General features: G+C 70.9%; 20 protein-coding genes. 12 read left to right on the forward strand and 8 right to left on the reverse strand.

Features of this window, described 5'->3' with window-relative positions; genetic code table 11:
• Window positions 1-16 precede the first annotated feature (16 nt).
• Window positions 17-760 (reverse strand): SIMPL domain-containing protein, encoded by a 744-nt coding sequence (locus tag E9232_RS33020; protein ID WP_309801521.1) that lies wholly within the window; start codon window positions 758-760, stop codon window positions 17-19.
• A 102-nt stretch (window positions 761-862) separates the two neighbouring features.
• Entirely contained in the window at window positions 863-1,621 is a 759-nt protein-coding gene (locus E9232_RS33025) for a GntR family transcriptional regulator (RefSeq protein WP_309801522.1), read from the reverse strand.
• 170 nt (window positions 1,622-1,791) lie between these two features.
• Between E9232_RS33025 and E9232_RS33030 the strand changes: the two genes are divergently transcribed.
• The 5 genes from E9232_RS33030 (at window position 1,792) to E9232_RS33050 (ending at window position 9,883) form a co-directional block, all read left to right on the forward strand.
• On the forward strand, window positions 1,792-2,814 hold the full coding sequence (locus E9232_RS33030) for a sugar ABC transporter substrate-binding protein (protein WP_309801524.1): 1,023 nt from the start codon (window positions 1,792-1,794) through the stop codon (window positions 2,812-2,814).
• Between the two features lie 94 nt (window positions 2,815-2,908).
• The gene (locus E9232_RS33035) at window positions 2,909-3,961 is read left to right on the forward strand and encodes an ABC transporter permease (RefSeq protein ID WP_309801525.1); all 1,053 of its coding nucleotides are present in this window, start codon (window positions 2,909-2,911) and stop codon (window positions 3,959-3,961) included.
• On the forward strand, window positions 3,961-4,944 hold the full coding sequence (locus E9232_RS33040; RefSeq protein WP_309801526.1) for an ABC transporter permease: 984 nt from the start codon (window positions 3,961-3,963) through the stop codon (window positions 4,942-4,944). The genes E9232_RS33035 and E9232_RS33040 overlap by 1 nt, the downstream gene beginning before the upstream one ends.
• A gap of 2 nt (window positions 4,945-4,946) precedes the next feature.
• Window positions 4,947-6,464 carry a sugar ABC transporter ATP-binding protein gene (locus E9232_RS33045; protein WP_309801527.1) on the forward strand — a complete coding sequence of 506 codons (1,518 nt, stop codon included), beginning with the start codon at window positions 4,947-4,949 and terminating at the stop codon, window positions 6,462-6,464.
• A gap of 149 nt (window positions 6,465-6,613) precedes the next feature.
• Window positions 6,614-9,883 carry a hypothetical protein gene (locus E9232_RS33050; RefSeq protein ID WP_309801528.1) on the forward strand — a complete coding sequence of 1,090 codons (3,270 nt, stop codon included), beginning with the start codon at window positions 6,614-6,616 and terminating at the stop codon, window positions 9,881-9,883.
• Here the strand turns inward: E9232_RS33050 and E9232_RS33055 are convergent.
• Window positions 9,868-10,152 carry a YjiS-like domain-containing protein gene (locus tag E9232_RS33055; RefSeq protein ID WP_309801529.1) on the reverse strand — a complete coding sequence of 95 codons (285 nt, stop codon included), beginning with the start codon at window positions 10,150-10,152 and terminating at the stop codon, window positions 9,868-9,870. The two genes, E9232_RS33050 and E9232_RS33055, sit on opposite strands and share 16 nt — an antisense overlap.
• 125 nt (window positions 10,153-10,277) lie before the next feature.
• The gene (locus E9232_RS33060; protein WP_309801530.1) at window positions 10,278-10,853 is read right to left on the reverse strand and encodes a GNAT family N-acetyltransferase; all 576 of its coding nucleotides are present in this window, start codon (window positions 10,851-10,853) and stop codon (window positions 10,278-10,280) included.
• Between the two features lie 144 nt (window positions 10,854-10,997).
• Between E9232_RS33060 and E9232_RS33065 the strand changes: the two genes are divergently transcribed.
• The 7 genes from E9232_RS33065 to E9232_RS33095 all read left to right on the forward strand — a co-directional run bounded on the left by E9232_RS33065 (window position 10,998) and on the right by E9232_RS33095 (window position 17,908).
• Window positions 10,998-11,267, forward strand: coding sequence for a hypothetical protein (locus E9232_RS33065; protein ID WP_309801531.1), 270 nt, complete (start codon window positions 10,998-11,000; stop codon window positions 11,265-11,267).
• Window positions 11,268-11,288: 21 nt separating this feature from the next.
• On the forward strand, window positions 11,289-12,548 hold the full coding sequence (locus E9232_RS33070) for an efflux RND transporter periplasmic adaptor subunit (protein WP_309801532.1): 1,260 nt from the start codon (window positions 11,289-11,291) through the stop codon (window positions 12,546-12,548).
• Entirely contained in the window at window positions 12,545-15,676 is a 3,132-nt protein-coding gene (locus E9232_RS33075; protein WP_309801533.1) for an efflux RND transporter permease subunit, read from the forward strand. Before E9232_RS33070 ends, E9232_RS33075 begins: the two co-directional genes overlap by 4 nt.
• Window positions 15,677-15,735: 59 nt before the next feature.
• Entirely contained in the window at window positions 15,736-16,290 is a 555-nt protein-coding gene (locus E9232_RS33080; protein ID WP_309801534.1) for a methylated-DNA--[protein]-cysteine S-methyltransferase, read from the forward strand.
• Between the two features lie 88 nt (window positions 16,291-16,378).
• Window positions 16,379-17,032 (forward strand): glutathione S-transferase family protein, encoded by a 654-nt coding sequence (locus tag E9232_RS33085; protein WP_309801535.1) that lies wholly within the window; start codon window positions 16,379-16,381, stop codon window positions 17,030-17,032.
• Entirely contained in the window at window positions 17,029-17,382 is a 354-nt protein-coding gene (locus tag E9232_RS33090; RefSeq protein ID WP_309801536.1) for a hypothetical protein, read from the forward strand. The genes E9232_RS33085 and E9232_RS33090 overlap by 4 nt, the downstream gene beginning before the upstream one ends.
• A 64-nt stretch (window positions 17,383-17,446) precedes the next feature.
• Window positions 17,447-17,908: a GNAT family N-acetyltransferase gene (locus E9232_RS33095; protein WP_309801537.1), complete on the forward strand. Its 462-nt coding sequence runs from the start codon at window positions 17,447-17,449 to the stop codon at window positions 17,906-17,908.
• An 81-nt stretch (window positions 17,909-17,989) separates the two neighbouring features.
• Here the strand turns inward: E9232_RS33095 and E9232_RS33100 are convergent, their stop codons facing one another.
• The 4 genes from E9232_RS33100 to E9232_RS33115 all read right to left on the reverse strand — a co-directional run bounded on the left by E9232_RS33100 (window position 17,990) and on the right by E9232_RS33115 (window position 21,056).
• Window positions 17,990-18,199, reverse strand: coding sequence for a cold-shock protein (locus tag E9232_RS33100; RefSeq protein ID WP_309801538.1), 210 nt, complete (start codon window positions 18,197-18,199; stop codon window positions 17,990-17,992).
• Between the two features lie 191 nt (window positions 18,200-18,390).
• A complete protein-coding gene (locus E9232_RS33105; protein WP_309801539.1) occupies window positions 18,391-19,347 on the reverse strand; it encodes a winged helix DNA-binding protein in 957 nt (318 codons plus the stop codon).
• A gap of 61 nt (window positions 19,348-19,408) precedes the next feature.
• A complete protein-coding gene (locus E9232_RS33110; protein ID WP_309801541.1) occupies window positions 19,409-20,410 on the reverse strand; it encodes a Csu type fimbrial protein in 1,002 nt (333 codons plus the stop codon).
• 22 nt (window positions 20,411-20,432) lie between these two features.
• Window positions 20,433-21,056, reverse strand: a complete 624-nt coding sequence (locus E9232_RS33115; RefSeq protein WP_309801542.1) for a Csu type fimbrial protein — start codon at window positions 21,054-21,056, stop codon at window positions 20,433-20,435.
• Window positions 21,057-21,065 lie beyond the last annotated feature (9 nt).

Here is a 21,065-nt window from a genome sequence, read left to right on the forward strand (position 1 = left end):
GCCTGCCTTCGGTTCGTTACTCCCCGATCTCCCACGTCACCACCACCTGGGCCTGGAATTCGGTCTCGCCGGCCTCGATCGGGGCGCCGCCCCGCTTGTCCATGGCGTAGGCGGCCATCATCGGGCGCGGGCCGGTATCGGCTCCGGGCTCGGCGATGGTCAGGATGCGGCCCAGCTTCACCCCCGCCGCCTTGGCGGTCAGCTCCGCTTTGCGCCGGGCGTCGGCCACCGCGGCCTCGCGCGCCTTGTCCAGCACGGGCGCCGGGTCGGCCAGGTCGAAGCCGACGCCGTTGATCTGGTTCGACCCGGTCGAGACCGCAGTGTCCAGCAGGGCGCCCAGCTTGGTCAGGTCGCGCACCCGCACCGTCACCTGGTTGTTCACCTGGTAGCCGTCGATGTGCGGCGCCTCGCTCGACCCTTCCTTCGGCTGGGCGTAGCGCGGCTGCACCGAGAAGCCGCTGGTCTGGAGGTCGGCCGACTGGATCCCGGCCTTCTTGAAGGCGTCGATCAGCGCGGACATCGCCTTGCTGTTGGCATCCAGCGCCTCGCGGGCGGTCTTGCCCTCGCTGGCGACGCCGCTGGTCACCGTGGCCTGGTCCGGGGCGGCGCTGGCGCTGCCCTGGCCGCTCATCGACAGGGTCGCGACGCGGGTGGCCGGTGCTTCGGCGGCCACGGCCGATGCCGGAGCGGCGATCGCACCCGGCACGGCGACGGCGGCGAGCAGGGCGAAGGCAAGGGCGCTGCGGCGGAAGCGGGTCATGACTCGATCTCCTGGAGGAGTTGCGGTTGCCGCGGAGTAAAGGGACGAATTGCGACGCCCGCAAGGCAGATCGGAGGATTGCGGTCCTGGGGTCGGGGCGGCTCAGTCCGAGACGTAGCGGCGGTAGCGGTCGGGCAACTGGTCCAGCAGCACGAAGGTGCGGTCGATATGATAGACCAGCCGCGCCTCCGCCGCCGCCACGTCGCCGGCATCCAGCGCATCGATGATCGCGATGTGCTCCTCGATCACCAGCGGCAGCCGCTCCGGGCTGCCGAACAGCCGCATGAAGCGGGCCAGCCGGGTCCAGGCGGCCTGGATCGTGGTCCACACCCCCTCGCGGTTGGCGAAGCTCATCAGCAGGTGGTGGAACTCCGCATCGGCGGCGTGGAAGCCGTCCGTGTCCCCGGCATCGAGCAGCGCCCGCTGCCGCGCCGGCACGGCCCGGGCCGCGGCGCTCATCGCCGGGGTCCAGATCTTCACCGTCTCGTGCAGCACCGCCACCTCCAGCGCCCGGCGCACGAAATGCGCGTCGCCGATGCCGCTGAGCCGGATCGGGGCGACGAAGCTGCCCTGCTGCGGGTAGACGTCGATCAGCCCCTCCTCCGCCAGCCGCTGGATCGCGGCGCGGATCGGCGTGCGCGACACGCCGAACTGCCGGCTGATGCTGTTCTCGCTGATCGGGGTGCCGGGCAGCAGATGGACGCCGACGATGGCGTGCCGCAGCGCGCCGTAGACCTGGTCGGCCACCGGCAGGCGGCGGTCGAGCTGGAAACGGATGTCCGGCAGCCCGCCGGCACGCTCCTCCACGGAGTCGGCCGCGGCAGCGATGGGCAGCGCGTCGGACGGCGCGACGTGCGGCATCTGGTCCTCCCCATGCGGCGCCGGCCCTGCGAGCCAATTGTCCGACTTGTTTGGTCGCAGGGGCCACAATTCGATTGCGCCTTGCACACTTGGATACTAGCGTCTCGGGGCGTCGCGCAAGGGCGCCGATCGCCGCGCGGCACTCGACAAGAAACAAGGGAGGAATGGGTATGTCCCGTCATGTCCGGAAGGCCGTTCTGGCCGCGCTGGCGCTGCTGGCCGGGGCCGGCACCGCCGCAGCCGACGATACCAAGGTCGCCTTGGTGCCCGGCGGCCCGCATCCGTACTTCTCGGCCTGGGAACAGGCCGGCAAGGACGCCGCCCGCGACTTCAAGCTCGGCGCCGCGGACTACAAGGTCCCGCAGAAGTGGGAGCTGAGCACCCAGAACCAGCTGCTGGAAAGCCTGGTGACCCAGGGCTACAACGCTTTCCTGCTGTTCCCCGGCGACCCCGTCGGCAGCGTCAGCACCGTGGCCGAACTGGCCGACAGCGGCGCGCCCATCATCGCCACCGCCGGCTGCCTGAAGGACCCGTCGGAAGCGCAGTTCTGCCTCGGCACCGATGTCGGCAACTCCGCCTATCTCGGCACCAAGGAGCTCTTGAAGGCGATGGCCGGCAAGAAGCGCATCCTTCATGTCACCGGCTTCCTGGTCGACCCCAACACCCAGCTCCGCATCGACGCGGTCGAGAAGGCGGCGAAGGAAGACGGCGCCCAGGTCGTGCAGGTGATCGCCGACATCGACGCGCCGGAGCCGGCGGAAGAGAAGATCAACGCCTACCTCGCCGCCCATGCCGGCGACATCGACGGCATCATCAGCACCGCCTGGGTGCCGTCCGTGGTCGCCGCCAACGCGCTGCGCCGGATCGGCGACAAGCGCATCCAGATGGTCGCGATCGACCATGACGAGGTGGTGCTGAAGGCGATCAAGGACGGCTTCCTGCACGGCACCATGCTGCAGAACCCGTACGGCCAGGCCTATATCGGCTCCTACGTCGTCGACCGGCTGCGCAACGGCTGCAAGGTCAAGGCCGACGCGCCGTGGAAGACCAACGCGCTGACCAACCACTTCATCGATTCGGGCACGGTCTTCGTTGCGGCCGACAAGGTCGACACCTACGTGACCGCGATGCAGGATATCACCAAGGCGCTGCTCGCCGACTTCGCCAAGACCTATCTCGACTGCCCGGCCTAGCGGGGTCTCGTCCGGCCGGGCAGGGTTGCCCGGCCGGGTCCCGCCAGGGTGGCGAGCGCCGCCGCCGACCGCTTTTCCGTCCAGAGTCCGACTGATGCATGTCGAAGACCGCGCCGCGACCCCGTCCCCGGCCGAGCTGGGGTCCCCGCAGGCGATCCCGCGTGAGCCGACGGGCCGGCCCCGCTTCTACCTGACCAACGAATTCGGCCTGATCGTGCTGATCGCGGTGTTCGTCGCCGCCTTCGGCCTGCTGACCCCGGGCTTCCTGTCGCCGTTCAACCTGTTCGCGCTCGGCCGCACCTCGGCGATCAACGTCATGATCGGCCTGGCCATGATGGTGGTGATCGTTACCGGCGGGCTGAACCTGGCGGTCGGCGCCATCGGCGTCTGCGCCGCCATGACCAGCGGCTGGCTGATCCAGGATGCCGGCGTGCCCTGGCCGCTGGCGATCGTCGGCGGGCTGGCGCTGGGCGCCGTGCTGGGCCTGATCAACGGCTGGACCGTGGTGCGGTCCGGGCTGCACAGCTTCATCATCACCCTGGCCAGCATGAGCATCTTCTTCGGGCTGATGATCTTCCTGACCCGGGCGGAATCCTACCGCGAGCTGCCGCCGGCCTTCGCCGCCTTCGGCCGGCTGAAGCTGTTCGGCGGCGTGGTGTCGCCGCTGCTGCTGGTGGCGGTGGTCGTGGCCCTGCTGCTGGTGGTCTTGTACCGCTTCACCGTGACCGGCCGCGAGATGCTGGCCGCCGGCGCCCGGCCGGAGGCGGCGGAGATGTCGGGCATCCGCGTCGGCCGCATCTTCATCCTGTGCCACATGCTGTCCGGAATCCTGGCCGGCATCGCCGCGCTGATGCTGGTGGCACGCAACGGCGCCGCCATCCCGTCGATGGCCGGGCAGCTGGGGCAGGACTGGCTGCTGCCGGCCTTCCTCGGCCCGGTGCTGGGCGGCACGCTGCTGTCCGGCGGCCGGGTGTCGGTGGTGGGCACCTTCCTCGGCGCCTTCCTGGTGACGCTGCTGACCAGCGGCCTGCTGCTGCTGCAGATCGGTGAATTCTGGGTCCAGTCCTTCCTCGGCCTGCTGCTGCTGCTGGCGGTGCTGATGGATATGGCGCGCCGGTCGGTGCTGGCCCGCCGGAGGATGGTGTGATGGGGAAGGATGCGATGGGCCCGCTCGCCCGCTATGCCCGGACCGACTGGTTCGGCCCGCTGCTGGTCACGGTGCTGGCGATCGTCATCGTCGGCGCCTTCAACCCGTCCTTCCTGTCGCCGCTCAACATCCAGGTGCTGCTGCTGGCGATATCGGTCAACGCGCTGATCGCCTTTTCGCAGATGATCATCATCGCGGTCGGCCAGATGAACCTGTCGGTCGGCGCCATCGGCGGCCTGGCGGCGATCAGCTTCGCCGGGATGATGCAGGTGTGGGGCCTGCCGGCGCCGGTGGCGGCGGTGCTGGCGCTGCTGATCGGCGTGGCCGCGGGCATGGTCAACGGCATCTTCATCGCCTGGACCGGCATCAGCGCCTTCGTCATCACCCTGGCCAGCCTGTCGATGTTCAAGGGCATCAATCTCGGCATCACCCAGGCCCAGCCCTTCTACGACATCCCGGACGCGGTGAAGGCGTTCGGCAACACCAACTTCATCGACCCGCTGCCCTGGCTGGTGCTGCCCACCGCGCTGGTCGCCGTCGGGCTGTGGGCGATGCTGAACCGGCAGGCGCTCGGCCGCTCGATCCTGGCGGTCGGGGGCAATGCGCATGCGGCGGAGCTGTCGGGCATCTCGGTCGGCTTCGTCGTGGTCTGCGCCCACGCCATCTCCGGCCTCCTCGCCGCGCTGGCCGGGATCCTGCTGGTGGGGCGGCTGCAGATCGGCCAGCCGACCATCGGCGACGACTGGCTGATCCTGTCCTTCGCCGCGCCGGTGATCGGCGGGGCGGTGCTGTCGGGCGGCCATGTCAGCGTGTCGGCAACGCTGCTGGGCGTCGTCATCGTCGCGATCATCACCCAGGCCCTGGTGCTGTTCAACATCGACCCGTTCCTGGTGCAGGTCGTGCTCGGCGGCCTGATCCTGTGGGCCGTCGGCGTCAACCGCCTGCGCGAGCTCAAGATGAGCAAATCGGCGGTGAGGATCTGACCATGGCGGCCACCGTGTTCGAGGCGCGCGGCGTCAGCAAGTTCTTCCCCGGCGTGAAGGCGCTGCAGGAGGTGTCGCTGACCCTGCAGCAGGGGTCGATCCACGCCCTGCTGGGCGAGAACGGCGCCGGCAAGTCGACGCTGATCAAGATCATCACCGGCGTCTACCGGCCGGACCAGGGGCAGCTGCTGCTGGACGGCAAGCCGGTGGAGCTCGGCGGCCCGCGCGACGCCACCGCCCACCGCATCGGCGTGGTGCATCAGGAGCGCAATCTGATCCCGCGCTTCTCGGTCGCCGAGAACATCGCGCTGGAGCAGCTGGCCGCGCATCCGCTGCGCCGGATCGACTATGCCAGGCTGAACGCGGCGGCCAGCCACTGGCTGAAGCTGCTCGACCTCGACATCGACCCGCGCACCCCGGTGTCGCAGCTCAGCGTCGCCAAGATGCAGCTGGTCGAGATCGCCCGGGCGCTGTCGCTGAAATCCCGCGTGCTGCTGCTGGACGAGCCGACCGCGGCCCTGACCCCGCACGAGACCGACATCCTGTTCGCGCTGCTGCGCCGGCTGCGGGACGAGGGCGTCAGCATGCTCTTCGTCAGCCACAAGCTGGAGGAGGTGCAGGCGATCTGCGACCGGGTGACGGTGCTGCGCGACGGTCGCAACGCCTGCGAGAGCCAGTCGATGGACGGGCTGGGGCGGCAGGATCTGGTGCGGCTGATGATCGGCCGCAGCGAGCTGATCGCCGACTGGCCGGCCCGCGACCATGACCGGGCGCCGGCGGCGCTGAAGCTGCAGGGCGTGGCGACCGCGCTGGGCCATCGCGGGGTGGACCTGACGGTGCGCAAGGGCGAGATCGTCGGCCTCTACGGGCTGGTCGGGGCCGGGCGGACCGAGCTGGCGAAATGCATCCTGGGCCAGTTCCCGGTGACCGCAGGCACGGTCGAGGTCGAGGGCAAGCCCGCCAAGGCCGGCAACGTCGCCGACGCCATCCACCGCTTCGGCATCGGCTATGTCAGCGAGGACCGCAAGCAGGAAGGCCTCGTGCTGATGCACACGGTGCTGGAGAATGCCGGCATCACCGTGTGGCGCCAGTTGGCGTCGCGCTTCGGCTTCCTGACCGACGGCACGGTGCGGGCCAAGACCGAACCCTTCATCCGCCGGCTGGCGGTGCGCACCCCGTCGCTGAACCAGCTGGTCGGCAACCTCTCCGGCGGCAACCAGCAGAAGATCAGCGTCGCCAAATGGCTGGCGGCGGGGGTGAAGGTGCTGATCGTCGACGAGCCGTCGGTCGGCATCGACATCAAGACCAAGGCCGAGCTGCACCAGCTGCTGCGCGAGCTGTCCGAGACCGGCACGGCGATCCTGCTGATCACCAGCGACATGCCGGAGATGATCACTTTGGCCGACCGCATCGTGGTGATGAACGCCTACCGCATCGAGGGCGAGATCACCAACACCCGCGACTACCGGGCGATGAGCGAGGGCATCATGAACCTGATCCACCGGGTGGAAGCGGCATAGCCCGTCAATCCGTCGTTGCGAACAGGGGGCCGGTGGGTCGAGAGGCCCCATAGGCAGCATCATCGCGGCGGGGTAGAAGACTCCGGACCAGGACGGAGCGCCGCGTCGCCGCGGCCGAACGTCCGCGCAGCTTGGAGCGAGCGGCACCGATGACAGGCCCGACGACCGAATTCATCCTCCCGCGCGACACCGATCTCGGACTGCGGCGCATCGCCAACGGCACCGGCCTGGCCGCCAGCCTGCTGCCGAACGGCGCGCTGTTCGCCCTGTCGCACCAGCTGGATGGCCAGGGCGATCCGGTGCTGGTCAACCAGGTGCTGGGATCGCCGCTGTCCGGCGGCATCGGCCGGGTGCTGTTGCGGCTGGCCGGCGGCCGGGTGGTCGAGGCGGTGGGGCCGACGGCGCGGCTAACGGTCGGCGCCGGTACCGACCGCTTCGTCTGGGCCGGCGAGGCCGAAGGACTGGCGCATCGGGTCACGCTGTGGCTGGCGCCCGACTCGAACCTGTGGCTCTGGCGGGTCGAGGTCGAGAACAAGGGCGCCGCCGCGGTCGAGGTCTCCGCCGTGCTGCTGCAGGACATCGGCCTCGGCAGTCGCGGCTTCCTGATGAACAACGAGGCCTATGCCTCGCAATACATGGACCACCATGTCGCGCGCCACGACCGGCTGGGGCCGGTGGTGATGAGCCGCCAGGCGCTGGCCCAGGGCGGCCGCATTCCCTGGATGGCCCATGGTTGCCTGGACGGCGCGTCCGGCTTCGCCACCGATGCGGCGCAGAGCTTCGGCCCCGGCTTCCGCGACCGCGCCGAGATCACCGGCGACCTGCCGGACGAGAAGCTGCAGCACGAGGTCGCCTGCCCGGCGATCGCTTCGAAGACCGCCAGCCTGGCGCCCGGCGCCACGGCGGGGTGGGGCTTCTTCGGCCTGTTCGTGCCGGACCACAAGGCGGCGTCCGACGATGGCGACCTGGCCGTGGTCGACCAGGCGCTGGCGGCCGCCGGTGGCTTCCGCCCGGCGGAGGTCGTGCTCGAGACCCCGGTGCGCGGCCTGCTGCAGAATGCGCCGCCGCTGGTGGCCGAGGATCTCGACGCCGCCGCGCTCGACCTGCTGTGGCCGTCGCGGCGGCTGGAGGAATGGGACGGCGGCGTCCTGCAATCCTTCTTCGTCGATGATGGTGGCCTGAACCGGCACGTCGCCCTGCGCGCCAAGGAGCTCGGGCTGCGCCGCCGCCATGGCGCGCTGCTGCGCTCCGGCGCGGCGCTGCTGCCGGAGGATGGCCTGCTCTGCGCCACGGTCTGGGCGCATGGCGTCTTCGCCGCCCAGCTGACGGTCGGCAACACCTCGTTCCACAAGCTGTTCTCGGTCTCGCGCGACCCCTACAACATCACCCGCAGCTCCGGCCTGCGCATCCTGGTCGATGGCGGCGAAGGGTGGCGCTTGCTGTCGGTGCCCTCGGCCTTCGAGATGGGCTTGGCGGAAAGCCGCTGGATCTACCGCTTCGGCGGCCGCGTGGTCACGGTCCGCGCCGCCGTCTCCGGCGCCGACACCGCGATGCAGTGGCGGGTCGATGTCGAGGGCCGGCCCTGCCGCTTCCTGGTGCTGGGCCATCTCGTGCTCGGCGAGCGTGAACTCGAACAGGCCGGGCGGGTCGCGATCGATCCGGCCGCCAAGCGCTTCACCTTCCGTCCGGACCCGGACTGGCTGTGGGGCCAGCGCTATCCCGACTCGGTCTACCATCTGGTCACCCCGACGCCGGAGGCGATCGAGGCGATCGGCGGCGACGAGCTGCTCTATGCCGACGGCCGGGGCCGGCGCGGCGGCTATATCGCGTTGCGCACCGGGTCGGTCTCGGGCTTCGGCTTTGCCGTCACCGGGTCGCTGACCGATGCGGCCGCGGCCACGGCGCTGGCCGACCGCTACGCTGCCGGGGTTCCGATCGCGGAGATGCTGGGGTCGGCCGATGCCCATTGGGCCGAGGTCACCCGCGGCCTGCGGATCCGGGGCGGCGGGGCCGAGGGCGAGGCGCTGGACGCCGCCTTCCCGTGGCTGGCGCATGACGCCATGATCCACCTGACCGTGCCGCACGGGCTGGAGCAGTACACCGGCGGCGCCTGGGGCACGCGCGACGTCTGCCAGGGCGCGCTGGAGTTCCTGCTGGCGCTGGAGCACGACGCCGCGGCCAAGGAGGTCCTGCGCAAGGTCTTCGCCCAGCAATACGCCGGCCGGGGCGACTGGCCGCAATGGTTCATGCTCGAACCCTATTCGCCGATCCAGGACCGCCACGCCCATGGCGACGTCATCGTCTGGCCGCTGAAGGCGCTGTGCGACTATGTCGAGGCGACCGGCGACCTCGCCTTCCTCGACGAGCCCATCGCCTGGCGCAACGAGGAGGACTTCACCCGCACCGAGCGGCAGGACCCGGTCTCGGCCCATATCGACCGCATCGTCGCGGTGGTGAAGGACCGCTTCATCCCCGGCACCCATCTGCTGCGCTATGGCGAGGGCGACTGGAACGATTCGCTGCAGCCGGTCGACCCCCACCTGCGCGACTGGATGGTCAGCGCCTGGACCGTCGCCCTCCTGATCCAGCAGCTCGGCCGCTGGGCCGCGGTGCTCGACCATGCCGGCCGGTCGGCGCAGGCGCGCGAGATCGAGACCCTGGCCGGCGCGATGCACTGGGACCTCCAGCGCCACCTGATGCGCGACGGGGTGCTGGCCGGCTATGCCGTGTTCACGCCCGAAGGCACTGTCGCCGAGCTGCTGCTGCACCCCAGCGACACCCGTACCGGCCTGACCTATTCGCTGCTGCCAATGAAGCGGGCGCTGATCGCCGGCCTGTTCGCCGGCGAGGCGGTGCCGCGCCATCTCGCCATCATCCGCGACCATCTGATGTTCCCGGACGGCGCCCGGCTGATGGATCGGCCGGTGGCCTATCACGGCGGGGTCGAGCAGCTGTTCCGCCGGGCCGAATCCGCCGCCTATTTCGGCCGCGAGATCGGGCTGATGTACACCCACGCGCATCTGCGCACCGGCGAGGCGCTGGCGGCGCATGGCCAGGCCGATGCGGTGTGGCGGACGCTGCTGCTGGCCAATCCGGTGGCGGTGACCGACATCCTGCCGAACGCGACGCCGCGCCAGCGCAACGCCTATTTCAGCTCCAGCGATGCGGCCTTCGCCGACCGCTATGCCGCCGGCACGGAATGGCAGCGGGTCAAGGACGGGACCATCGCCGTCGATGGCGGCTGGCGGGTCTATTCCAGCGGGCCGGGGCTCTACACCAACCTGCTGCTGCGCCATGTCTTCGGCCTGCGCCGGAATTTCGGCGACCGGGTGTTCGACCCGCTGCTGCCCCCCGGCCATGACGATCTGGCGGTGGAGCTGGCGCGGGGCGGCGAAACCCGGCGCTACGGTCCGGCCTGAACAGCAGCGTCGGTCACAGCCGAATCGTCGGCCTCGATGATCTGCGCACCGAAGCTGTGGCCGACGCGGCGGAGGCCGATGTCCTGCAACTGATGGTCCGTCATTTCCAGCAGGCGCCGCTCATCGCGCCGCAGCCGGCGGTGCTCGGCGATCGACCGGGCCATCGCGGCGACCGCCGCGCCAAGACGACCGAAGTAAGGTCTGCTTCGAGGGGCGGGGCTGGAAGTCCTGTCGACACGATGGGTCGTCTGCACGCTGTGGTAGCTCATGGGATTATCCTCCGAAATCGGCCATGCAACTTCGGTTGCGGCCTATCTTTTCGGGGCCCAATCTTGCTCCGCTGCGCTACGCCACGATTTCCGGGGCTGGATTCTCGGCTACTTTTGCAATCAATTTAGCTCTTGTTTTCGGATCGGGGCCTTCCCATTCCGTCACCGGCCTGGTCGAAGAACAGGTACCAGGTCAGCGCGATCTCGTCGGTGCCGGGGTCGATGGCCTGGTACAGGAAGCGGTCCCAGCCGCCCAGGACGAAGCCGCAGCGCTGGTAGAAGCGGCAGGCGGCGACGTTGGTGGTCTGTGTTTCCAGCATGATGCCGGGCAGGGTCCGTGACCGGGCCCAGGCGATGGCGGCGTCGATCAGCGCCCGGCCGATGCCCGATTTCCGCGCCGCCGTGTCGACCAGGATCTCGTCGACGCAGGCGAAGCCGTTCCAGCTCTTCGACAACGCCACCAGCCCCGCCGGCCGTCCGTCCGCCCGGGCCAGGAACGCCGCCCGGTCCCGCCGGCCGACATAGCCGGCATAGTCGGTCTCCTCATAGCGCTTGGTCCGCGGCGGCAGCGGCACGGTGGTGAAGCTCGGGACGTCGCCCGCGGCCGCCAGGACCAGCCGCGACTCGATGACGAAGCTGCCGTCGATCGTTCTGGCCTCGGCCAGAGTGCGGGCCTCGATCGGCTCGATGGTGATGGTCATGCGGCCTCCCTCGAATCGTCCCGATCCTAGCCGATCGGGCCGCGGCCCATCGCCCGAACGCAATCTCGCCACAGTCCGGCTATTTAGTAGACCGACTGATCGATTAAAGATCGAGGCAGGCCGGATGTCGGCCGGGAGAGGGATATGGGCAAGCTGGGGCTCCGGCCGCTGCCGCAGGGCATGGGCGTCGCGGCATGGCTGGTGCGGCACCGCGGCGAAGGCCGCCGGGCCGGGGCCGTTGCCGTGATCGCGGCGCTGGCGCTGGTCGCCGTGACCGGGACGGCGATCTGCATGGTCGACGCCATCAGGCATCTCGGGCCGTCCTTGCGGGCCGGCAATGACGGGCGCGACTGCTGCCGCTGCCGGCCGCACGGCCGTCTCGACTCGGCGGCTTCGCATTTGCGCTTTAAGTAGACCGACTAGTCGATTAATAGAATGACCAGACGCGACCCGCACCAGGAGTGGGCCATGACCAACCCGGCAAGTCGTCCGCTGCTGACCGAGACCGCAACGCCCGCCCCGACGCCGCGGCCCCGGCGGGGCTGGCTGGCCGCCGGGGCCTGCGGGCTGGTGCTGGCTGCGGCGGCCGGTCTCTTCGCCGTGATGACCGACGCCCGCGGCACCGCGCCGGCGGCGGTGGCGGACGGGCTGCGCCTGCCCGTGGTCACCGTGGTTGCGGCCCAGCGCCGCCCGATCGAGCGGGTGCTGTCGCTGACCGGCACCGTGGTGCCGCGCGAGGAGATCGCGATCAGCGCGGCGGTCGACGGCCAGCGCATCGCCGAGGTGCTGGTGGAGGAGGGCGACCGGGTCGCGGCCGGCCAGGTCATCCTGCGGCTGGAGACCGACCTGCTGACCGCGGCGCTGCATGATGCCGAGGCCGCGGTGCTGCGGGCCGAGGCCGGGCTGGCGCGCGACCAGGCGATGCAGGTCGAGGCTGCCGCCAATTTCCAGCGCAGCGAGAAGCTGCGCAGCTCCAGCGCCTTCAACCCGCAGGACTACGACAAGCGCCACGCCGCCGCGATCTCCGCCGACAAGGTGCTGGAGGTGTCGCGGGCCGAGCTGGCCCAGGCCCAGGCCAAGGTCGACGAGGCGCGCGCCCGGCTTGGCCGGGCCGAGATCCGCGCCCCCACCGCCGGCATCGTCGCTGAACGCGCCGCCCGGGCCGGCGCCATGGCGGGGTCGGAACCGCTGGTCAAGCTGATGCGCGAGGGCGAGGTCGAGCTGGAGGCCGAGGTGCCGGAGGCCGACCTGCCGGCCCTGGCGGTGGGCCAGTCCGCCCGCATCACCGTCACCGGCTTCGACGATGCGGTCGACGGCCGGGTGCGGCTGGTGGCGCCGAAGGCCGACCGCGACAGCCGGCTGGGCCGCGCCCGCATCACCCTGCCGGCCGACCCGCGGCTGCGGCCGGGCGTGTTCGGCCGGGCCGCGGTCATGGTCGAACGCCGCGACGGCGCCGTCACCATCCCCGACCGTGCGGTGATGCAGCGCGACGACCGCGGCGACAGCAGCGTGCTGCTGGTCGACAGCGGCGGCGCGCTGTCGCGCCGGGTGGTCACCGTCGGCCTGCGCCGCGACGGCCGGGCCGAGATCCTGTCCGGGCTCGATCCCGGCCAGCGCGTCGTGCTCGGCGCCGGCGCCTTCCTGCGCGAGGGTGACCGGGTGACGGAAGCGGCGGAGGAGGAGGCGGTTCGATGAGCTCGGGCATCTCCTCCTGGTCGATCCGCCGGCCGATCCCGGTCATCGTCCTGTTCGTGCTGCTGACCGTCGCCGGCTGGTGGTCGTTCCTGCACCTGCCGGTCAACGCCAACCCGAAGCTCGAATTCCCGATCGTGACGGTGACGGTCACCCAGGCCGGCGCCGCGCCGTCGGAGCTGGAGACCCAGGTCACCCGGCGGGTAGAGGGCGCGGTCGCCGGGCTGGCCGAGGTCCGCCACATCACCTCGACCATCAGCGACGGCGTGTCTGCGACCGTGGTCGAGTTCCGCATCGGCACCGACCCCGACCGCGCCACCACCGATGTGCGTGACGCCGTCACCAACATCCGCAGCGACCTGCCGCAGGCGATCGAGGAGCCGATCATCGCCCGGCTCGACGTCGAAGGCGGCGCCATCCTGTACTACGGCGTCAACGCGCCAGGCCTGTCGACCGTCGACCTGTCCTGGTTCGTCGATGACCGCATCGCCCGCGACCTGCTGGCGGTGCCGGGGGTGCAGAAGGTGCAGCGCATGGGCGGCGTCGCCCGCGAGATCCGAGTCGACCTCGACCCCGACCGACTGGCGGCGCTCGGCGTCACCGCCGACCAGGTCAACGCCCAGCTGCGCAGCACCAATGCCGACGTGCCCGGCGGCCGTGGTGAGATCGGGGCGCGCGAGCAGGCGATCCGCACCCTGGGCGGCGCCGACACGGTCGAGGACCTGGCGGCCACCCCGATCGCCCTGGCGAATGGCCGCTGGGTGCGGCTGGCCGATCTCGGCGCCGTCACCGACGGGGCCGGTGAGATCAGGGCCTCGGCCCGGCTCGACGACGCGCCAGTGGTCGGCTTCGCGGTCTACCGCGCCAAGGGGGCCAGCGACACCGTGGTGGCCGACGGCGTGGCGCAGCGCCTCGCCGAACTCCAGGCGCAGACGCCCGGCGTCACCATCAGCGAGATCGCCTCGACCGTCGAATACACCCGCGACAGCTACAACGCGGCGATGACGGTGCTGATCGAAGGCGCGCTGCTGACCGTGCTGGTGGTCTTCGTCTTCCTGCGCGACTGGCGGGCGACGCTGATCGCGGCCCTGGCCATGCCGCTGTCGATTCTGCCGGCGTTCTTCGCCATGGACCTGCTGGGCTTCACCCTGAACAGCATCAGCCTGCTGGCGCTGACCCTGGTGATCGGCATCCTGGTCGACGACGCCATCGTCGAGATCGAGAACATCGACCGCCACCTGCATCTCGGCAAGCGGCCGTACCAGGCCTCGATCGACGCCGCCGACGCCATCGGCCTCGCGGTGGTCGCCACCACACTGGCCATCGTCGCGGTGTTCGCCCCGGTCAGCTTCATCGGCGGCGTCATCGGCCAGTACTTCAAGCAGTTCGGCCTGACCGTGGCGGTGGCCGTGCTGGCCTCGCTGCTGGTGGCCCGGCTGCTGACGCCGCTGATGGCGGCCTACATGATGCGGCCGAAGCCGGCGCCGGCCGGGCATGGCGACGCCGCGCCGTCCCGCCTGGCCGGCGGCTATGCCCGCTTCCTGCACTGGACCCTCGACCACCGCCGCACCACCCTGGGGGCGGCCGGCGCCATCTTCGCGGTGTCGCTGCTGCTGGTGCCGCTCCTGCCCACCGGCTTCCTGCCGGTCAGCGACAGCAAGATCTCGAACCTGCAGGTCGAGCTGCCGCCCGGCGCCACCCTGGCCGACACCGATGCGGTGGCGCGGCGCATCACCGCCGTGCTGCGCCAGCGGCCGGACGTCGACCACGTCTTCACCACCATCGGCGGGGGCGGCGGCGCCGCGGCGGCCGATGCCACCGCCTCCGGCGGCGACGTCACCAAGGCCAACCTGGTGATCGTCCTCAAGCCGCGCGGCGAACGCCAGGTCACGCGCAAGCAGTTCGAACTCTCGGCGCGGGACGCGCTGGCGCCGATCCCCGACATCCGCTTCACCTTCCTCGGCGAGGGCGGCGGCAAGGACGTGTCGATCGTCCTGACCGGCGACGACCCGGCCAAGCTGACCGCCGCGGTCCAGGCGCTGGAACGCGAGATGCGCGCGCTGCCGCAGCTGGCCAACGCCCGGTCGACCGAACCGCTGCCGCGGCCGGAGATCCGGATCCGGCCGCGGCCGGACGAGGCGGCGCGGCTGGGCGTCTCGGCCCAGGCGATCGGCACCGTGGCCCGGATCGCCACCATCGGCGACACCGACGCCAATTCGGCCAAGTTCAACCTGGGGGACCGCCAGGTGCCGATCCGGGTGGTGCTGGACCGCGCGGCGCGCAGCGACATCGAGGCGCTGCGCCAGCTGCGCGTGGCCGGCGGCCGCGGTGCGGTGCCGCTGACTTCGGTGGCCGAGATCGGCTTCGGCGCCGGCGACGCCGAGGTTGAGCGCTACGACCGCCGCCGCCGGGTCTCGGTCGATGCCGACCTCAACGGCGTGCCGCTGGGCACCGCCCTGGCCGCGATCGAGGCGCTGCCGTCGCTGGCGCAGCTGCCGGACGGGATCGAGCGGCCGCCGGTCGGCGAGGCCGAATTCATGGCCGAGATGTTCTCCAGCTTCGGCAAGGCCATGCTGGCGGGCGTGCTGATGGTGCTGGCGGTGCTGGTGCTGCTGTTCCGGGACTTCCTGCAGCCGGTCACCATCCTGATCGCGCTGCCGCTGTCGGTGATCGGCGCCATCCTGGCGCTGCTCGGCTACGGCGCGGCGCTCGACCTGTCCTCGGTGATCGGCTTGCTGATGCTGATGGGCATCGTCACCAAGAACTCGATCCTGCTGGTCGATTTCGCGATCGAGGGGCGGCGCGCCGGGCTCGACCGGCGGGCGGCGCTGGTCCAGGCCTGCCTGGTCCGGGCGCGGCCGATCATCATGACCACCATGGCGATGGTCGCCGGCATGATGCCGGCGGCGCTGGGCATCGGTGCCGATGCCGGCTTCCGCGGGCCGATGGCGGTGGCGGTGATCGGCGGGCTGGTCACCTCGACCGTGCTCAGCCTGGTGTTCGTGCCGGCGGTGTTCACGGTGATGGACGACATCCGGGCCTGGCTGGCGCCGCGGCTGGGCCGCCTGACCTCGGTCACCGGCGCCGACCGCGCCGCCGCCGAACCCCGCGCGGCCGAGCCGGCGGAGTAGGGGGCGGCCGCAAGATCCGGGTTGCCGGCTCCGGCCGCCCGGGGCCTGATGCGGGGATGATGTTCAGCGATCCCATCCTCCCCGTCACCGCCGGCCTGATCGACACGCCGATGGGCCGCATGCTGGCCCTGGTCGATGCCGCCGGCGCCCTGGTCGGCCTGGATTTCGAACGCGACGATGGCGGCCCGACCGCCGGCCAGCGCCAACTGCGCCGGCGCGGGCTGGAGGCGGCGCCGGCCGGTCCCGACTCGCCCGGCCTCGCCCGCGTCCGGGCCCAGCTCGACGAGTACTTCGCCGGCCGGCGCCGGGCGTTCGACCTGGTCCTGGCGCCGCTCGGCACGCCGTTCCAGCACCGGGTCTGGGCCGCGCTGTGCGCCATCCCCGGCGGCGTCACCCTCAGCTACCGCGACCTGGCGCTGCGCCTGGGCGAACCGCGGGCGATCCGCGCCGTCGGCACCGCCAACGGCGCCAACCCGATCGCGGTGGTGGTGCCTTGCCACCGCCTGATCGGCAGCGACGGCAGCCTCACCGGCTATGCCGGCGGCCTGCACCGCAAGGCAGCGCTGCTCGAACTCGAAGGCGCGCGGCCGCCATCCCTGTCTCTCGCCGGCTGACCGCTCGGGAGAATCGGAGGGTGGGGACGGGTGACCGAGGGCTGAAACGCCCTCGCTTCACAAGCCAAGGCTGTGGTTCAATCCCGCCATGACCGACGCCCCACGCTTCACGCTGCACCACGCCCCGCGCTCCCGCTCCCGCCGCATCCTGTGGCTGATGGAGGAGACCGGGGTGCCCTTCGCCATCGCGCCGCACGACCTGAGCAAGGCGACGCACAAGGACCCGGCCTATCTCGCGCTCAACCCGGCCGGCAAGGTGCCGGCGCTGGTCGACCGCGGTCCGGCCGGCGACTGGTCGCCCGGCGTGGTGGTGACCGAGAGCGCGGCGATCTGCGCCTATGTCGCCGACGCGCTGCCCGAATCGGGGCTGGCCCCGGCGGTCGGCTCGCCCGAGCGCGCGGCCTACGCCACTTGGCTCGGCTACTGCCCCTCGGTGCTCGAACCCGCCTTCGCCGATGCGGTGTTCCCGCGCGGGGTCGAGGCACCGCCCAGCGCGCTGGGCTGGCCCAGCTTCGCGCTGGCGCTCGAACGGGTGGAAAAGGCGCTGCAGGCCGGTGGTCCCTATCTACTGGGCGCCCGTTTCAGCGCCGCCGACGTGCTGATCGGGTCGCTGCTGCAATGGCTGCAGGCCTGGGGCAAGCTGCCGGACTCCGCCACGATCTCCGCCTATCTCGCGCTTCTGGCCACCCGCCCGGCCGCGCAGCGGGCCAGGGCCCGGGACGAAGCGGCGACCGCGGCATGAAGCCCATCGCCTTCGCCGCGGGCGCCTTCGCCGCCGGCCTGATGCTGGCTTCCGCCGGCTCAGCCCGAGCCGCCGAGACCGCCCATCCCTGCTCCGCCGATGCCGTGACCCATGCCCGCGCGCTGATGGCCTTCCATTTCGGCGAGGGCCTGCCGGACTTCCAGGTTGACGACACCGCGAAGCTGACCGGCACGGTCAAGGCGCTGCGCGGCGAGGGTCGCTTCGACGTGCTCGAGGTTTGGGCCTACGTCATCAAGACCGAGTACCGCATGCATTTCCTCTACGCGCAGATCCCCGGCGACTGCGTGCTGATGGGGCAGGAGATCCTGGAGGCCAGCGATCCCTACTGACGCCATCCGGCTCCGCCCCGCCGTCGCGGCCGACGCCCGAGGCATCGCCGAGCTGCATGTCGCGGTGTGGCGCGACACCTATCGCGACCTGGCGCCGCCGGAAGCGGCCGGCGCTCTCGATGTCGACCGCCGCGAGGCCCGCTGGGCGGCGATCCTGGCCGACCCGGCGCAGATCGCCCTGGTGGTGGAGGTCGACGGCACCCTGGCCGGCTTCGGCCTGGCCGGGCCGCCGGGCGATGCCGCCTTCGGCGACCGGGGCGAGGTGAAGTATCTCTATGTCGGGCGCGACTTCGCCCGTCGCGGCCTGGGCCGCCGGCTGCTCGCCGCCATGGCGGCGGCGCTGGGCGCGCGCGGCTATGCAGGGTTCGGCCTCGGCGTGGTGGTCGGCAACGACCCGGCGATCGCCTTCTACGAGGCCCAGGGCGGCCGCCGCATCGGCGCCTACACCGATCCCGGCCCGCTGTGGCGGTCGCACAACCTGCTCTACGCCTGGGACGACCTCACCGCGCTGGCGGCGCAGGGATAGGCCGGACAGCCCCCCGACGCCGGACAAGAAAAAAGCGCCCGTCGGAACGGGCGCTTTTTCCCTAGGTCCCCAAGTCAGGGATCAGACGGCCTTGAGGTTCTCGGCCGACGACTTGTTGCGCTTCGGGTCAAGCTGCTCCTCGTAGGAGATCTTCTGACCCTCGTCGAGGCCGCGCAGACCCGCGCGCTCGACGGCAGAGATGTGGACGAACACGTCCGGGCCGCCATTCTCCGGCTGAATGAAGCCGAAGCCTTTGGTGCTGTTGAACCACTTAACGGTGCCGATCGGCATCGCTCGCCTCCCAGAAAGAAGTGGCGCCGCGCGGGAATGCGCGTCGCATCAGTCGGTCACCGGGAAGGCAGCGATCCGTGGCCGCAAGGGCGTGGCAAGCCGGCCATCCGAACCAGAATGACCGCACATAAATGGGCGCGTTTTGCGCGGATGGCAAGCATAAGGGCAAAGGCGTGTTCGAGATAGGTCCGTCATCGCCCGATTTGGGGGGCGCCGACCGCCTCCAGCAGGCCCCCGATCGACGCCTTGAACCTGCCGATGAAGAGATCGACGATCCCGCTCGACCGGCTGGTGATCTCGACATTGATCCGCCGTTTGTCGGCGGGGTCGACCGCCTTGCGCACATAATCCTTCTTAGCCAGCTCGTCGATCCGGCGGACTGTGGTCGAATACGGGGCCTCGATCAGCCCGCACAGCTCCCCGACCGGCACGCCGCGGCGGCCGATCAGGGTGCTGCGGTGCAGGAACATCAGGATCTGGAAGTAGTCGACGCTCATGAACTCGTCGCCCAGGGCCTCGCCCAGCGATTTGACGATGTCGAGCGAGACGTCGATGACGGCGACGGCGCTGCCGGTCACCACGGCGTCGGCCCGGCCGGCCTGGTGGATGCCGTCGGCCATCTCCTCGCGGTGCAGGGCCAGCATGTCGGCGTGCTGGACCAGGATCTCCTGGCTCAGATCGGTCATGCGGTTGAGGGTGGAATCGATCCGCCCGACCTTGCGCCTGAAGCCCGCCAGGACGGCGATGGTGCGCCGGATCAGGCGACGGATGGTCTCGCCGCCGATCCGGCAGTCGTAGAAGCTGTGGCCGATCAGGTCGATGTTGAGCTCGGCGTCGGTGAGCAGGTCGCGGTCGCCGAGGACGATGAGCTTTCGCCGGCCGCCGCGCAGCGCCGCGAGGATGCCGCGGGCGAAGGCGGCATCGGCCGGGTCGGGCGCCGAGCCGAGATGGATGACGACCAGGTCGGGATCGACCGAGCGGATCTGCGGCATGAATTCGCCGGCGATCGGCATCTCGAACAGGTCGGCGAAGGCCTGGTTCTCACTGCGCATCAGATCGAGGTCGGACGGCCGCCGGCCATAGAGCACGGCGAGCCTGAGCTTGCCCTTCGTCGCCACGCTCACGCTGCTGCCGCGAGTGTTATCCACGGGAACCGCCTGCATTCGTCGTCATGGTCGTCGTGCCCGCATCCGGCCACCCGTCCCGTCCTCAGAAGGTTGCGGTGACGATGACGAGATCGGTGTAGGTGCCGGCGGCCGGCGCCACGGCGATCGGGGTGGTCAGCTGGGCGCAGACCTGGTGGTTGTTGATCGCGCTGACGATGGTGCCGGTGCTGGCCAAGGGCGAGGCCGTGGTCCAGGCCGAGTTGCAGCCCGGCTGGAACAGCTGGTAGGGCAGGAAGTTGGTGCCGTTCTTCATCCGCCGAGTGCCGGCGTTGACGTTCTGGCCGTTGTCGACCGTGATGCTGTAGGGCGTCTGGTAGGTGCAGCGCATGCCGACATTGCCGAAGGCCCGCACCCCGGTCGAACTCGCCTGCGCCGCCGTGACCGATCCCCAATTGCCGAAATCGACGTTCTGAAAGTTCTCGAACTGGCAGTTCTTGGGGACGATCGAGGTCACGGTGAACGAGGTGGTGATGGTTCCGGTCGTGCTGGTCAGGCCGGCCTCGCAGCTGGCGTTGCCGGCATTGAACAGATATTTGGTGATCAGCTGGTAGGTGTCGGTGTAGGTGCCGGGCCGAACGCGATCCTGCTGCTGCCGGTCGAGATAGCTCAGCGTCAGCGTGTTGGTGCCGTTGATGTTCGTCGTGGTGCCGCCGCCGACGACATACAGCTTGATGCCGCCGGTCGACTGGCTGCCGCCGCCGTCCCGGGCATAGCGGCGGTTGAACTGCTCGGTCATCTGCCAGGCCAGCCGCGAATCGGTGTCGCGGGTCTGGTAGAAGGCGTAGTCGCTCGGGCCGACCTGGTTGCCGGTGGCCCGGATATAGGCGCACAGCCGGACATCCGTGAACGCCGTGCGGCCCGAGCAGTTGTAGCTGACCTGCCCGGTCGCCGTGGCCGATGCGTTCGGCACGATGTCGACCGTCGTGGTGCCGAAATTGGAGATGTTGGTGACCGTGCAGGTCTGCGCCTGGGCGCCGGCCGACGCGAACAGCAGCACGATGGCGGCGGACAGCGCGAGGAGCAGCGGACGAAGCAGCGCGGTCATGGCTGGGGCTTTCCGGAATGCATCAATAGGCGACGGTGAGGCGGACGAGGTCCCGGTAGGTCGCCGGCTGTCCCCGGGCGGGCGGCACGGCGCGGGCGTAGACCGGGATGGTGACCGGGACCCCGGTGCCGTGGCCCGGCAGCGTGTCGATGCCCGGCCGGTCGCCCCAGACGCTCAGGCGGCCGGGATCGCTGTACAGCTGGTACGGCATGGCGGGGGCGCCGCGGCCGGGCGCCGACAGGCGGCGGCCGGCCTCGGTCGCGCCGCCGCCGGCGTCGAGGGCGACGAGGTAGGGCAGGCCGGCGGAGCAGTCGATCGCGACCGCGGCGGCGCCGTCGACCGTCCGGTCCCCGGGCTTCCAGGCGGGGAAGGCCAGCGCCGCATCCTGGTCGACGCTGCAGGCGGTGCGGATGGTGATCTCGATCCGCAGCGCCGAGAGGCCGGCGATGCGCGGCGACCGGACCACACCCGTATCGCTGCGGTTGTCGCCGGGCAGGCCGCCCAGGCCGTTGGTCTGGGTGGCCCCCTGCGGCACCAGTGGCGTCGGGATGCCCTGGGCCCGGGCGGCCGGCAGGGCCAGCCAGGCGACCGCTATGACCAGGGCAAGCGCGGTGCCAGCCAAGGTGATGAGATGCGAGGTGCGCATGGATCCTCC

This window comes from Inquilinus ginsengisoli (genome assembly GCF_031453975.1).
GTDB classification, from domain to species: Bacteria; Pseudomonadota; Alphaproteobacteria; order DSM-16000; family Inquilinaceae; genus Inquilinus; species Inquilinus ginsengisoli_A.

Excerpts from the sequence above, each read along its gene's own strand:
- E9232_RS33060 (WP_309801530.1), bottom strand. The coding sequence starts at position 10,853 with ATGACCATCACCATCGAGCCGATCGAGGCCCGCACTCTGGCCGAGGCC.
- E9232_RS33075 (WP_309801533.1), top strand. The coding sequence starts at position 12,545 with ATGAGCTCGGGCATCTCCTCCTGGTCGATCCGCCGGCCGATCCCGGTC.
- E9232_RS33040 (WP_309801526.1), top strand. The coding sequence starts at position 3,961 with ATGGGGAAGGATGCGATGGGCCCGCTCGCCCGCTATGCCCGGACCGAC.
- E9232_RS33065 (WP_309801531.1), top strand. The coding sequence starts at position 10,998 with ATGGGCAAGCTGGGGCTCCGGCCGCTGCCGCAGGGCATGGGCGTCGCG.
- E9232_RS33030 (WP_309801524.1), top strand. The coding sequence starts at position 1,792 with ATGTCCCGTCATGTCCGGAAGGCCGTTCTGGCCGCGCTGGCGCTGCTG.
- E9232_RS33085 (WP_309801535.1), top strand. The coding sequence starts at position 16,379 with ATGACCGACGCCCCACGCTTCACGCTGCACCACGCCCCGCGCTCCCGC.
- E9232_RS33110 (WP_309801541.1), bottom strand. The coding sequence starts at position 20,410 with ATGACCGCGCTGCTTCGTCCGCTGCTCCTCGCGCTGTCCGCCGCCATC.
- E9232_RS33035 (WP_309801525.1), top strand. The coding sequence starts at position 2,909 with ATGCATGTCGAAGACCGCGCCGCGACCCCGTCCCCGGCCGAGCTGGGG.
- E9232_RS33070 (WP_309801532.1), top strand. The coding sequence starts at position 11,289 with ATGACCAGACGCGACCCGCACCAGGAGTGGGCCATGACCAACCCGGCA.
- E9232_RS33020 (WP_309801521.1), bottom strand. The coding sequence starts at position 760 with ATGACCCGCTTCCGCCGCAGCGCCCTTGCCTTCGCCCTGCTCGCCGCC.
- E9232_RS33080 (WP_309801534.1), top strand. The coding sequence starts at position 15,736 with ATGTTCAGCGATCCCATCCTCCCCGTCACCGCCGGCCTGATCGACACG.
- E9232_RS33055 (WP_309801529.1), bottom strand. The coding sequence starts at position 10,152 with ATGAGCTACCACAGCGTGCAGACGACCCATCGTGTCGACAGGACTTCC.
- E9232_RS33100 (WP_309801538.1), bottom strand. The coding sequence starts at position 18,199 with ATGCCGATCGGCACCGTTAAGTGGTTCAACAGCACCAAAGGCTTCGGC.
- E9232_RS33090 (WP_309801536.1), top strand. The coding sequence starts at position 17,029 with ATGAAGCCCATCGCCTTCGCCGCGGGCGCCTTCGCCGCCGGCCTGATG.
- E9232_RS33045 (WP_309801527.1), top strand. The coding sequence starts at position 4,947 with ATGGCGGCCACCGTGTTCGAGGCGCGCGGCGTCAGCAAGTTCTTCCCC.
- E9232_RS33025 (WP_309801522.1), bottom strand. The coding sequence starts at position 1,621 with ATGCCGCACGTCGCGCCGTCCGACGCGCTGCCCATCGCTGCCGCGGCC.
- E9232_RS33115 (WP_309801542.1), bottom strand. The coding sequence starts at position 21,056 with ATGCGCACCTCGCATCTCATCACCTTGGCTGGCACCGCGCTTGCCCTG.
- E9232_RS33050 (WP_309801528.1), top strand. The coding sequence starts at position 6,614 with ATGACAGGCCCGACGACCGAATTCATCCTCCCGCGCGACACCGATCTC.